This is a genomic window from Corallincola spongiicola (assembly GCF_004284785.1).
Classification (GTDB): Bacteria; Pseudomonadota; Gammaproteobacteria; order Enterobacterales; family Neiellaceae; genus Corallincola; species Corallincola holothuriorum.
On record NZ_SHLY01000004.1, the window covers coordinates 99,178 to 111,918 of the forward strand.

General features: G+C 49.6%; 10 protein-coding genes. 7 read left to right on the forward strand and 3 right to left on the reverse strand.

Annotated features, from left to right (window positions below):
• Positions 1-59 precede the first annotated feature (59 nt).
• The 4 genes from EXY25_RS12595 to bshA all read left to right on the forward strand — a co-directional run bounded on the left by EXY25_RS12595 (position 60) and on the right by bshA (position 6,109).
• Positions 60-2,027 carry a DUF4382 domain-containing protein gene (locus EXY25_RS12595; RefSeq protein ID WP_130567048.1) on the forward strand — a complete coding sequence of 656 codons (1,968 nt, stop codon included), beginning with the start codon at positions 60-62 and terminating at the stop codon, positions 2,025-2,027.
• Between the two features lie 227 nt (positions 2,028-2,254).
• Positions 2,255-3,370, forward strand: coding sequence for a phosphoserine transaminase (locus EXY25_RS12600; RefSeq protein ID WP_130567049.1), 1,116 nt, complete (start codon positions 2,255-2,257; stop codon positions 3,368-3,370).
• Positions 3,371-3,467: 97 nt separating this feature from the next.
• A complete protein-coding gene (locus tag EXY25_RS12605) occupies positions 3,468-4,634 on the forward strand; it encodes a 3-phosphoglycerate dehydrogenase family protein (RefSeq protein ID WP_130567050.1) in 1,167 nt (388 codons plus the stop codon).
• Between the two features lie 332 nt (positions 4,635-4,966).
• A complete protein-coding gene (gene bshA / locus EXY25_RS12610) occupies positions 4,967-6,109 on the forward strand; it encodes an N-acetyl-alpha-D-glucosaminyl L-malate synthase BshA (protein WP_114338264.1) in 1,143 nt (380 codons plus the stop codon).
• Between the two features lie 4 nt (positions 6,110-6,113).
• Here bshA and EXY25_RS12615 read toward each other — a convergent pair whose 3' ends face one another.
• Positions 6,114-7,757, reverse strand: a complete 1,644-nt coding sequence (locus EXY25_RS12615) for an ATP-binding protein (RefSeq protein ID WP_130567051.1) — start codon at positions 7,755-7,757, stop codon at positions 6,114-6,116.
• Positions 7,744-8,334, reverse strand: coding sequence for a YfiR family protein (locus EXY25_RS12620; RefSeq protein WP_130567052.1), 591 nt, complete (start codon positions 8,332-8,334; stop codon positions 7,744-7,746). Before EXY25_RS12620 ends, EXY25_RS12615 begins: the two co-directional genes overlap by 14 nt.
• Positions 8,335-8,637: 303 nt before the next feature.
• Between EXY25_RS12620 and EXY25_RS12625 the strand changes: the two genes are divergently transcribed.
• The gene (locus EXY25_RS12625; protein ID WP_130567053.1) at positions 8,638-10,836 is read left to right on the forward strand and encodes a TonB-dependent receptor plug domain-containing protein; all 2,199 of its coding nucleotides are present in this window, start codon (positions 8,638-8,640) and stop codon (positions 10,834-10,836) included.
• A 17-nt stretch (positions 10,837-10,853) separates the two neighbouring features.
• The gene (locus EXY25_RS12630; protein WP_130567054.1) at positions 10,854-11,660 is read left to right on the forward strand and encodes an SDR family oxidoreductase; all 807 of its coding nucleotides are present in this window, start codon (positions 10,854-10,856) and stop codon (positions 11,658-11,660) included.
• Between the two features lie 44 nt (positions 11,661-11,704).
• On the opposite strand, the gene EXY25_RS12635 is transcribed toward EXY25_RS12630, so the two are convergent.
• Complete coding sequence (locus tag EXY25_RS12635; RefSeq protein ID WP_130567055.1) at positions 11,705-12,223, reverse strand: YbjN domain-containing protein; 519 nt, start codon at positions 12,221-12,223, stop codon at positions 11,705-11,707.
• A gap of 299 nt (positions 12,224-12,522) precedes the next feature.
• Here EXY25_RS12635 and EXY25_RS12640 point away from each other — a divergent pair, with 299 nt between their 5' ends.
• A complete protein-coding gene (locus tag EXY25_RS12640) occupies positions 12,523-12,729 on the forward strand; it encodes a hypothetical protein (RefSeq protein ID WP_114338258.1) in 207 nt (68 codons plus the stop codon).
• The last annotated feature ends 12 nt before the right edge of the window (positions 12,730-12,741 follow it).

Sequence of the window (12,741 nt, forward strand, 5' to 3'; positions counted from 1 at the left end):
GTTTATCTAAACCCACTCTCCACTCTCCACTCTCCACTGATAACAACAGGAAGAACGGTATGATGAGATTTAATCACACAAAATGGCCTTGGATAGCAGCGCTGGTTATCAGCACCTCTCTGCTCGGAGCCTGTAGCGACGACGATGATGATGAAGATGACGATACCGGTGAAATAGCCGCATTTACGCTGGGCGTATCTGATGCACCTGTCGATGACGCTAACAAAGTGGTCATCACCATTGACACTGTCACATTACGACGTGAAGGGGCTGATGATCTGGTTTTTGAAACCTTCAACAACAGCGATGAAGGGATCACTGATGCTGAAACCATCCAGATTGACCTATTAGAGTTTCAGGGCGGCAGTCAGTTTATCATTATCGAAGGAGAGGACGTGCCGGAAGGCAGCTACTCCGATATGCTGCTGGAGATCCTGGATGAAGATGTTGCTCTCTCCTATGTCGAAGAAACTGATGGTGCCATTAAGTCGATAAAAGTGCCCAGCGACGAACTGAAATTGGGTGGTTTTGAAGTGTCCGCAGATGCGCCACAAAACTTCACCATTGAATTTAACCTCAGAAAGTCTATGACCTATAAGCCGGGTCCCGATGAATACAACCTGAAGCCTCGCGGTGTCTCCCTAGCCAATAACGCAGATACTGGCACGCTGATGGGTACAATCGACCTGGATACCCTGCTGGCTGATCCCATGTGTGCCGACAGCGGCCATATTGTTTACCTCTATGCTGGCTCTGGACTGGATGCATCCTTGTTAAGCGATGAATTTGACCCAGACGTTGCAAATAACGGGGCGCCAGAAGGTGCAATAGCGCCCTTTGCCAGCACGGGCATCATGATGGATGAAGATTCAGGCAACTACGTTTATGAACTTGGCTTTGTACCCGCAGGCACCCACACGCTGGCATACGCCTGTGACGCGGGCGAAGCAGGTGATGACCCCGAGCTTTACGATGGCATAACCGTTCCTATGCCAGCCAACAATGTCACAGAGGTCACGGTGACGGCTGGAGCAGATACCGTACAGGACTTCCCACTCGCCATGGACACTCTGACGCTGGGGATCTCTGATGCTCCAGTGGATGACGTTGATGAAGTGGTTATCACCATTGACGTAATCACCTTAAAACAGGAAGGGAATGACGATCAGGTATTCGACTGTTTTACGGTTGATGCTGAAGAGGGTGATACCGATGACGAAAGCTGTGATGCCTCAACAGAAGAGGGCAAGGTCGCCAAAGACACTATCACACTGAACCTGCTCGACTACACCGGCGGTGAGCAATTTATTCTGCTAGAAGATGAAGAGGTTGCGCCAGGTGACTATAACGATGTCTGGTTAGACGTTATCGACGAAGATACGGACTTCTCATACGTCAATGAACAGCTGCCTGAAGGCGATGATCCACAAGACGACTCTTTCATCAAAGAATTGAAGCTTCCATCCGGTACGCTAAAGCTTGGTGGTTTCAGCTTGGGTGACACTGGCTCCAACCTCACCATCGACTTTAATCTGCGTAAGTCTATGACGTACAACCCTGGCCCTGATCGCTACATCCTCAAACCTCGCGGAGTGAGCCTAGTGGATAATGCAGGCACAGGAACGATCTCAGGTATGGTTGGCGATACCTTGATGACCTCTGCAGAATGTGCAGCTGATGGCGCTATCAGTGTGGCTTATCTCTATGCCGGAAGCCCTGAGGGCACCTTGGGTGATGAATACGATCCTGAGATGAATCCGGATGTGACAGCTGTCGAGCCGTTCGCCAGTGTTGCAACAGATGAGACAGGCGCGTTTAATTTCGGGTTTGTTCCCGTAGGCACCCATACGTTGACACTGCATTGCGGTACAACAGAGGATGATCCTGACAGCTTCGAAGGGCTTGCGATACCCACACCGACGGATGCCACGGTTGCTGTCACTGTGGCTGAGGACACAGAAACCAGCTGCGACCTATCCGTAGACGACGCTTGTGCTCCTGTGGGTGCTGCTACATCAATAGAGTAGCCAACAGAGCATAACGGTTTCATCACTAAGCCAATCATTCGCATTGGCGAGTCCCCCCCGGTAATCAAGCGTTGCCGGGGGTACTTTTATTATCTAGAATCAACAAATTATTAGCTTTATTTTAAATCTGGGTTTGACGCGCAAGACAAATTTAAAAAGGTGCGGTAGAGTGCGGGAAGTTTGCACAATTAATCAACTATTTTGAATTGTTATGCAGGTAACCCAAAATGACACTCACTGTTAAACCCGCTAATCCTAATTTCTCATCAGGCCCTTGCTCTAAGCGCCCTGGCTATGATCTTAGCCAACTAGATACGACGATTCTAGGCCGCTCACACCGCTCGAAGCCGGGCAAAGCGATGCTTAAAAAGGCTATCGAAGATACCCACGAAATTCTCGGCCTACCGGAAGGCTATCTGGTCGGCATCGTCCCCGGCTCAGACACCGGTGCGATGGAGATGGCGATGTGGTCACTACTGGGCTCTCGTCCGGTTGATGTGTTTCACTGGGAATCGTTTGGCAGCGGCTGGTTAACCGACATCCTCAAGCAGCTTAAGCTGGACAATGTAAACAACTACCTGGCTGATTATGGTCAGCTGCCAGACCTGTCACAGGCCAATCCGGCCAATGATGTTGTCTTTACCTGGAACGGCACCACCTCAGGCGTCAAAGTGCCTAATGGCGACTGGATCGCTGATGATCGTGAAGGCTTAACTTTATGTGATGCTACCAGCGCGGTGTTTGCTATGGATATGCCATGGGAAAAGATCGACGTTGCCACCTTTAGCTGGCAGAAAGTGCTCGGCGGTGAAGGAGCTCACGGTGTTCTAGTACTTAGCCCGCGCGCTGTTGCTCGCCTGGAAAGCTACACCCCACCATGGCCACTGCCGAAAATCTTCCGCCTGACCAAGGGCGGCAAATTGATTGAGGGCATTTTCCAAGGGGCGACTATCAATACTCCATCCATGCTTTGTGTCGCAGATTATCTGGATGCCCTGAACTGGGTAAAAGATATCGGTGGACTGGCAGGGGCTGTTAGCAAGAGCGAAAACAACTTAGCCGTTGTTGAGCAATTTGTTGCTGCCAATGACTGGATCGACTTCCTTGCTGACAGTAAAGAGATCCGCTCTAACACCTCCGTTTGCTTAACCCTGAAAGCGAGCCCTGAGCAGGTTAAGGCGATCATCCAACGTCTGGACCAGGAAGCGATCGCCTATGATATTGGCGCCTATCGTGATGCCCCTGCAGGCTTACGGATTTGGTGTGGTGCCACAGTCGAAGCCAGTGATCTGCAAGCGATGCTGCCTTGGCTCAAGCACGCCTATGAAACCGTGACTGCTTAATCAGCGCACGCAGATCCCAATAAGAAAACACAAAGGCTAAGGGGAGGGGCAACTGCGCCTCCCTACTTAACAACAATAAAAACGTTGGACGGATTCAATGAGAAAGATACGTACCTACAATCAAATCGCCAGCCGTGGTTTAGACAGATTCAGCCGCGACAGTTATGAGGTTGGCTCCGAGATCGCTCAACCGGAAGCGATCTTGCTACGCAGTCATAAGCTCACCGTTGACCAGATCCCAGATTCAGTCAATGCCATCGCCCGTGCAGGTGCTGGCGTCAACAATATCCCCATCGACGAATGCACCCACAACGGTGTGGTGGTATTTAACACCCCTGGCGCAAACGCCAATGCGGTAAAAGAGTTGGTATTAGCGGGCTTGCTGCTAAGCAGTCGCGGTATCTGTGAAGGGATGCAGTATGTGCAAGCACTCACAGAAACCGACCCGGCGATCCTAAATAAAGAGGTCGAAAAGGGTAAGAAAGCCTATGCCGGTGTTGAGCTAACAGGCAAAACCCTGGGCGTTGTCGGTCTTGGTGCCATTGGTGCCAATGTCGCCAATATGGCGCTGGAACTAGGCATGGAAGTGATCGGCTATGATCCGGCGATCAGTGTTGAAGCCGCATGGCGCTTATCCAGCGATGTGCAGCGAGCGGAAAACCTCGGCGCCCTGTTAGCCAAATGTGATTATGTCACTCTGCATGTGCCAGCGATTGAAGCCACTAAAGGGATGATCAATAGCGAAGCGCTCTCCTCAGCAAAACAGGGGCTGAAGTTGTTGAACTTTGCTCGCGGTGAGATCGTCGATAATGATGCCATGCTCGCAGCGCTGGAAGTGGGTAAGGTTGCCCGCTATATCAGCGATTTTCCAAGCCAGGAACTGCTTGGCAATGACAAGGTTTCACTGTTACCGCATTTAGGTGCCAGTACCGTAGAAGCGGAAGAAAACTGCGCCATCATGGGCGCTAACCAGTTGGTCGACTTCCTTGAGAACGGCAACATCAAAAACTCGGTAAACTTCCCTCAGATCCGCATGGAACGTACCCATGGCTATCGACTGACTTTTGCCAACGACAACGTGCCTAAGGTACTAAGTCAGGTACTTGCGCTGTTAGCCGACATGAACATTAACGTGATCGATCTGCTAAACAAGAGCCGTAACGATATCGCCTACACCATATTGGATATCGAACAGCAACCGGATGCGCAGTTACTGGCGGCAGTCGCCGGCGTGGAACACGTATTCCATGTTCGTGCAGTGTAGCGGTTAGCTAGCCAAGCAACTCTGCCGTTTGCAAATACATTGACGGTTTTTGAATAAGCCAGCGCCCTCTAAGCGCTGGCTTTTTTTATGTCTAGGTATCACGCTCACTCATCACGGCACAGGAATGATGCTGCTCAGTATCGGCAGCGATGGAACTTCTCCCCAGATACAGCGTCAATACAGGAAAGCTATTTTTTAATCATTGAGTTAGCCGTTTATTAAGTGACCACAATCTCACTCTAAATAACTCGCTAACCGAATTCATAGCAGTGTCACTCTTCACTGCTATTCTCAAGTCACTGAACAAGGATCTGATCCGTAGGGAGTCTAGAGTGGCAGAAAAACCAAGTCTGAAAATTGCGATTATTTGTCGAGCAGGTATGGGTGGTTCCAGCATCATGGCCACCACACTGGCGCTGAGACTCGCTGAACGTGGTCACCAAATCTACCTATTCGCAACAGACCGCCCTTTCAACCTCAAAAACGCACCTGACAACCTACGCTTTGTGTCCGTCAATCTGCCGAAAACAGAGCTATTATCCGGCCCTCCTGAAACACTGGCCACCAGCGGCACAATTGAACGCTACGCGAGAAAGATCAAGTTCGACATCATCCATAGTCATTATGCCGTACCCTATGCCTTAAGCGCTGAAATGGCTCGCCAAGTCGGCGGACTGGAAAGCAAATTAGTGATCACCCTACACGGTACCGACGTCTCTCAATTAGGTAACACACCGAGTATGCGGCCGCCTATTAAGTGGGCATTGCAGAAAGCCGATGCCATCACTGCGGTGTCAAAAAACCTGCAGCAACTGGCATTAAAAACCTACGGTAGCGATCTCAACATTGACACCATTTACAACTTCTTGGTTGAAAAGCTGCCCTTGCTCACAGCTGCAGAGCGCAAGGCAATGCGCGCCAAATTTGATATCGATGAAGATGAAAATGTCTTAGTGCACGCTTCTAACTTCCGTACGGTCAAACGCACCGATGACATCATTGATGCATTTTATCGTGTCTGTCGTACTCATCATGCCAAATTAGTCCTTTTTGGCGACGGCCCACAACGACCTCATTGTGAACATCTGGCTCACTATTTAGGCATAGCCGATAAAGTCATCTTCGCTGGTAAAGTGAAAGAGTGCGGCCGCTGGTTAGGGATTGGCGATATCAATTTACTGCTCAGTGCCGAAGAGAGCTTCGGTTTGGTCTTGCTAGAAGGGTTCTCTCAACATGTCCCCGCGGTAGCCACCAATGTTGGCGGAATACCCGAAGTGCTGATCGATGGCGAAAATGGTTTTCTGTGCGAAGCCACCAACCCTATTGATGCCGGTAGAAAAATACGCGTGCTACTCAATGACCGAGAGCTACTGCAAACCATGGCAGAGAAAGCGCCCGACATACTCGAGGATTTCTCCGAGGAGGCAATACTCAATCAATATGAAGCGCTCTATATGCGTTTGCTAGAACAATAACACCCTAATGACGCGTCTGATCAGCAAACGGCTTTGCTTCCTGCAATGGAAATTCGATTTCGTAACTTAAGCCGTTCAGCTTGCCATTGGATGCGCTAATAGTACCTTTGAGGCCATGGGTGACCAAATTAAAGATAATATGAGTCCCCAAACCACTGCCACCGGAGTGACGCTTGGTCGTAAAGAAAGGGTCAAATAGACGAGCCATCACCGTGTCGTCCACCCCTTTACCACTGTCGGAGAAGCAAATTTTAGCCCAATGCACCGTGCTGTTTTCGTCATTCACATCTGGCCGGTCGGGCAAACGCTGCAACGCGATCTCTATCCGACCCTCGGTCTGCGCTTCAAATCCATGCAATAAAGAGTTCATGATCAAGTTAGTTAAAAGCTGAGCGAACATGCCGGGTTGACCATAAAACTCTATATCACTATCCCCCTCTAGCACGATCTTATGCTGAGTATTTTTCAGCCGCGGACGCAATGACGCGATCACCTCTTCCATGTAGGCCAGCAAATTAAAGCGCCGACTCTCTTCAGAGCTTTGATCAACAGCGACGAGTTTGAAGCTATGCACCAGCTCAGCGGCGCGCTCTAGGTTTCTTAAAGCGATTTCACCACTTTCATAAACCAGATCCATGTAGTCAGAAAACTGCGTGCGGGTCAGCGTATTTTCAGCAAACATTTTACGTAGCTGACGTGTGTTATCCATCACGTGGGAGGTCGCTGTAATGCTGATCCCCACTGGGGTATTAATTTCATGAGCCACGCCAGCGACGAGCTCACCCAATCCAGCCATTTTTTCTCGCTGTACAAGCTGTTGCTGTGAGCGCTCCAGCGCTTGCAGGGTTCCTTCCAGTTCTGCGTTTTTTTGCTCCAACGCCAAGGTGCGCTGCACCACTTTTTCTTCCAATGTTCGATTCAGATTATCAAGCTCACGCTGACGCTGTTTTCGGTCAACAACCTCCTGCTCAATACTATCCAACACTCGATTAAAAGAGTGCCCCAATTGTTGTAGTTCCAGGTACTCCGTTTCCGGTGCCCGCAGTGACCAATGCTTGTTGTTAACAATTTTGTCAGCGACACGCACCAGTTCGGTAATAGGTGATGCCAAGCCTTTGGATAAAAAGGTGGTCAGCGCCGCTGCAACCATCGTACAAATCAACACCACAATAGCGGCCAGTTTTAAGGTATCAAAGATAATATCTGACAACTGGGGGACCCGGGCTTCCACATACAGATAACCTAAGCGTTCTCCCTCAGAGACAATCGGCGTCAGGCTGAACACCAATCCTCGGGCAACCTGATACCGGTTGTCACCCAGATGAGGGCGCAACAAACGTACACCAGTTTCCGCAAACGGCTGATCCACGGGCAGTTCCAAGGTGCCATCAAGGTACAGGCCGGTACCTAATATATTCTCTTGGATCTGTAGTCCGGCCAAAATCGCCAATGATTCATCACTATCACTGAAATAGAGCGCTGGTACCAAATTGTAGGCCACGACATTGAGTTGTGATTGCAATGCTGACAGCGCATTCTCACGGCTTCTTTCTGTGGCAAAATAGGCATGAAGCACACTACTGAGCACCAGCGCCAGAGTCACAATGATCGCGACCGTCCACTGCAGCTGACGCTTAAACGTCGTCATCAGCTGCTCCCTTCCACACCTTGGCCAGACGCAAAAAACGGGCCTGCACTTTCAACTGACTACGATCAAGCATATTTTGGTTAACCAAGATGGAGATCTTATTGCTGGCTATAGGTAGGGCAAACATCGCCCCGGCTTTCAGTGCCACCACATCGTTGCCGACGAACAGGGTTTGACTCTCAGAAAGCTGTTGCGCAAGTTTAAATCCCTTGCCCTGTTCGAAACTAAACACCAGATGACAAAATTGCGTACTTTGATACTGATGTAACCCCTGCCACTTTTGAAAATAGAGGGTTTGCAACGCTCGCCCCTGGGACTCTTTACCTTCTGTTGCCCGGCGAAATAGCGCTGCCAGATCTTCCACTTGTTGACCAACGAAACAAGCGTTCAACGCCTGTTGCTCAGAAAGTACTGAATCTGGCCAACTAACAAACTTAGTTATTTGATAAAGAAATGCCGCGCGCAATTTAGTGGCATCTAACTCTACTGCGCTGAGCAGGTTGGGCAGCCAAAGTAGTAGCAAGAATAACGACGAGCGAAAGCCCACACTGATATTCCAGTGTGTTGCGCCAAACATCTTCAACTTTGCCTTAACTTGATCCCTCACAGATCCTGCACCTACTTGCAGTCATGGCTAATGGTGGCCATTACGACACTCTTGGCCTGCCCCAGACACTAGCCATAAATATTCTCACCCAGAGTAACAAACAGCTATCGCGCCCACTGTTACACAGGTTTCACAACTTCTAAATATTAAGCGCTAAATATGCGAATTAGCTCTGACATTTCAACATGGTGACTGGTGGATATAGGAATTTGGTCGAATACTGGATTGTTAACAGGTCGTAATTTTTTTTCTGGGCGACTCTTTGAGGTATCTATGCCGAATCGTTCGACGCTTTCTCTAATTTGTGCAGCAATTCTTTTAGGGCAGCCAACCGCCTATGCCGAAGAAGATCCTCTTGATCTTGAAACGCTGTTTGAACTGGATGTATCGCAACTGATGCAGATCGGTGTTTCCGGCACCGCTTCAGCCACCCCAACCATTGAGCGGCTGGATCCGGCATCAGTCACCACCATCACCCAGCAAATGATCAATGATTCAGAAACACGCAGTCTGTTCGACCTACTGGAAGTGTACGTACCCAACTTTCACTATCTGCCCCATCACTGGGAAGCTAAGCATATGGGAATGCGGGGGATAATGGGCGACAGAGATGACAAATATCTATTACTGGTGAATGGTCGGATCATGAACGAGCGCACCCACTTCGGTGCACTGTCAGAGCGTGACCTTCCCATGATGGGAGATATTCACCGTATCGATGTCATTCGCGGTCCGGGCTCTGTGGTGTACGGCCCAGGGGCGGTTTCTATGGTGATCAATATCCGCACCGAAAACTTCAACAACTATTCCGGCGATCAGGTTATCGCCAAAGTTGGCGCGGTAGAGGAGTTTCAATCTGTCGAAATTAAGAAAGGGATCCGCTTAGATGAAACCAGTGGTATCTACCTCTACGGCGGCATTAGTAATTACAAAGGCGCGGATCAAAGTGATTCACCTGTGGTATATGGCCTCAGTGACACAACGCCTTGGGGGGATGAATTGGTCGCCGGTGCCGACAGCAACCTGAATCACCCGAGAAACAACGCCCAACATCGCGATCTGCCAAAATTAAAGCTTCACCTCAACTACCAGAAAGAAAACTTTGATGCCTGGCTCCGCTACACCCGGGGTGGCGAGGAGATGCCCTGGAGTCATAAGGTGGTGCTGGAGTCACCTAACGGTTTTGCCCCTGCAGATCTGCAGCAGGAAGATCTCACCACCCAGAGTGTTGGTTATCAGCAGCTCACACTGACAATGGACTATAAAGACAAAATTGATGACACCTTGTGGGTAGACTACCGATTCAGCGCCGATAGCTTTGATTACGAACGCAAGTTATTTAATACCGATTTGCCAGACAATCCCCCAGAGAATCACCGCGAAGATGAATTTTTAGCATCTGTGATCGCCAGTTGGCTGCCCCTTCCCGATCACGCGCTCGCCATTGGCGGCACTGCGTCTTATGAGCGCTGGGGTAGAGAGAGTCCGGGTTATCCCGATGCCGATCCAGTTTCGTTTGTACTCGGGGAGATGCCTGAATGGGAAACCTACTCCTACGGCCTGATGATCGAACATCAGTGGACCATCAATGATCAGTTCACTAGCTTCCTGGGTTTACGGGGAGATGAAGATCAGTACACCGACAGTATGTGGTCTCCACGCGCCGCGCTAATCTACACCCCAACCGACATCGATACCGTCAAGCTGATCGCGAGTCGTTCAGTAAGAAAAAATAACGCCGAAGAGTTGCGCCTGCAGCATCAAGGTGGCGAGAACTCTGATCCAGAAGAGCTCAAAAGCATCGAGTTAGTTTATCAACGCCAGGCAAGTGGAGCACTCCTCTACAGTGCCAGTGCTTTTTTCAATGACATTGAAGTGATCGGTATCGATACCAATACCCTTCGCTCAGACAAAGTCGCAGAGTATCGCGTCGGTGGCTTAGAGCTAGAGCTGAGCTACCACACCGAAACCTGGGATATTCGCGCTTCCCACAGTTATACCAAGCTGTCCAGCTTTGACGCCGAAGAGGGAAAATCACAAAAGATCTCCGCCGAACCGTTTGGCTATGGTGATGATCTGAGCCAATGGAGCAACCACATTTCCAAACTCGCCGCGAGTTGGCAATTTGATACGGCACTGAAGTTTAATGGCGCCTTACGGGTGTTTTGGGATTATCAAGGCTCCCAAGACTACATCGACTATACCGTGGATCAGCGGGCGGCCAGCGAAGATGGCAACAGCTCTTCAACAGCATTAACCGATCCGGGCTATACCGACAGCACAGATTGGGCTGTGTTTCTGGATCTCGGCGCTCACTATCAACTCGCCCCACAGCATTCAGTGTCACTGCAGGGATACAACTTAATGGGCCTGTTTGATGACGACTTCAATAAACGGCTCTATGTCATTAACGTCGGTAACTATCGCGCCGATGCAGCCTCATTTGCCTTGAACTATCGTTATGATTTTTAGCCATAGGAACATCCGCGATGCAGACAGCGCTCAATTTTACTAACAAGCATGTGGTTGTTATCGGCGGCACCAGCGGTATCAACCGCGGTATAGCGGAATGCTTCGCCCGGCTTCATGCCAACATCACGGTCGCCAGCCGGCAGCAACAAAAAGTCGATGATACGCAGTCAGCACTGCAAGCGCTCGGTGCCAAAACCTATGGGTTTTGTGCCGATGTCAGAGATATTGAGGCAATCGCCCAAGGCCTGCGCACCGCCCATGACCGCTTTGGTAGCATCGATGTTTTAGTTTCAGGCGCGGCGGGTAACTTTCCCGCTTTAGCGGAAAATATGTCAGCCAATGGCTTTAAGTCGGTAGTCGATATCGACCTTTTAGGTACCTTTCATGTGATGAAAGCCAGCTTTGAGCTGCTCACCAAGCCAGGTGCCAGTATCATCAACATTAGCGCGCCACAAGCTTACCTTCCCATGCCAGCACAACTGCATGTTTGTGCAGCCAAAGCCGGGGTCGATATGATCACTCGCACGCTGGCACTAGAGTGGGGAGAGTATGGCGTTCGTATTAACTCGATTGTTCCTGGCCCCATAGACGGTACAGAGGGGATGGAACGACTCGCCCCAACAGCAGCGATAAAGCAAAAAACCTGCGATGACGTGCCGCTAAAACGTCTAGGCACAGTGGAAGATATTGGCCATGCCTGCTGTTTTCTTGCTTCGCCCATGGCGAGCTATATCACGGGGGCAGTTATCCCAGTAGATGGCGGATGGTCACAAAAAGGGTGTGGCAGTATGGGAGATGCGCTATCGCAACTGAGTCGGCGATAACGCATTTACGCTCTCAATACGGAAGGCATTAAGAAACTGGAGTGCTAAACACCATTTTCACGCAGAAAGTTCTCAAATGCTGGGGCTGATGTATTAACAAACACCTTAATAAACTCAGAGACAATCTCTTCGTTGATACCACCATTAGCCATCAGGTCTGCTTCTAGGCCTGGATCATCATCACTATCCAAATAAGCACGAGACAAACGCTTTGTGCGATTCCATTCGTTCATCGCTGATGCGGTCAAGCGGATACCTGAGACACCAAAGTAGAGCTGAAGATCACCATCATCATAAAGCTGCAATACATAATTAGTACCATCATGGTTAAACACGATGCTGCCACTTTCACGGACTTTAACCTCCTTGTAGCCATGCTGTTTTAACAGCTGCTCAAGCTCGGCCAAAGAGAATCGAGACACCAATGTTGGTCCCATTGATTTCACCGCTTCTTGCAACACTTCTAGCGCAGCATTAACCTGGGTTTTACTTGGCGCAGCGCTTACTTGCGACATAGGTACCAGCAAAAACGCCAGCACCAAAAACAACCTTTTGCACATCATTGATACCACTCCCTCGATGCAATAAAAAAACAACTCATGCTCCGTAGCGCATGGTTGCTAGAAAACCGTTAAACGAAGATAAAGCATGATCGAGTCAAAACGAAACGCCCTATCTGCAATATATTCTGACATAAATTAGTAATTTATCCGCTACGATTGCGGATTTTCGCCGCGGCCTGTGTGAGAGATCTCTGAAACTCTAATGATCTACCGTTATTTTCTAGCTATATTCGACATGAAAAGCTATAAATAAAGAGCACGGATAGCGGTAACACTCATAACACAAGGAGTTAGTTATTATGAGTCTTTATTTAGTTGACGAGACCATCTCTCTGCTGAGAGAAACCTTTTCTAAAGTGAGTCCATCTGACCCATGGCCTTTACGTAATACCATGAGTCCCGACGATGTTCGCAATGTCATTCAAGAGTGCAACTCCCTCTACCATGCCGAGGGTTGCCAAGAGGTCACGCTGAGTGATATCACCAACGGCTATATGTCCCGCTAAGCGCTGAGGCCT

Excerpts from the sequence above, each read along its gene's own strand:
- EXY25_RS12635 (WP_130567055.1), bottom strand. The coding sequence starts at position 12,223 with ATGATGTGCAAAAGGTTGTTTTTGGTGCTGGCGTTTTTGCTGGTACCT.
- EXY25_RS12615 (WP_130567051.1), bottom strand. The coding sequence starts at position 7,757 with ATGACGACGTTTAAGCGTCAGCTGCAGTGGACGGTCGCGATCATTGTG.
- EXY25_RS12630 (WP_130567054.1), top strand. The coding sequence starts at position 10,854 with ATGCAGACAGCGCTCAATTTTACTAACAAGCATGTGGTTGTTATCGGC.
- EXY25_RS12600 (WP_130567049.1), top strand. The coding sequence starts at position 2,255 with ATGACACTCACTGTTAAACCCGCTAATCCTAATTTCTCATCAGGCCCT.
- EXY25_RS12620 (WP_130567052.1), bottom strand. The coding sequence starts at position 8,334 with ATGTTTGGCGCAACACACTGGAATATCAGTGTGGGCTTTCGCTCGTCG.
- EXY25_RS12605 (WP_130567050.1), top strand. The coding sequence starts at position 3,468 with ATGAGAAAGATACGTACCTACAATCAAATCGCCAGCCGTGGTTTAGAC.
- EXY25_RS12640 (WP_114338258.1), top strand. The coding sequence starts at position 12,523 with ATGAGTCTTTATTTAGTTGACGAGACCATCTCTCTGCTGAGAGAAACC.
- EXY25_RS12595 (WP_130567048.1), top strand. The coding sequence starts at position 60 with ATGATGAGATTTAATCACACAAAATGGCCTTGGATAGCAGCGCTGGTT.
- EXY25_RS12625 (WP_130567053.1), top strand. The coding sequence starts at position 8,638 with ATGCCGAATCGTTCGACGCTTTCTCTAATTTGTGCAGCAATTCTTTTA.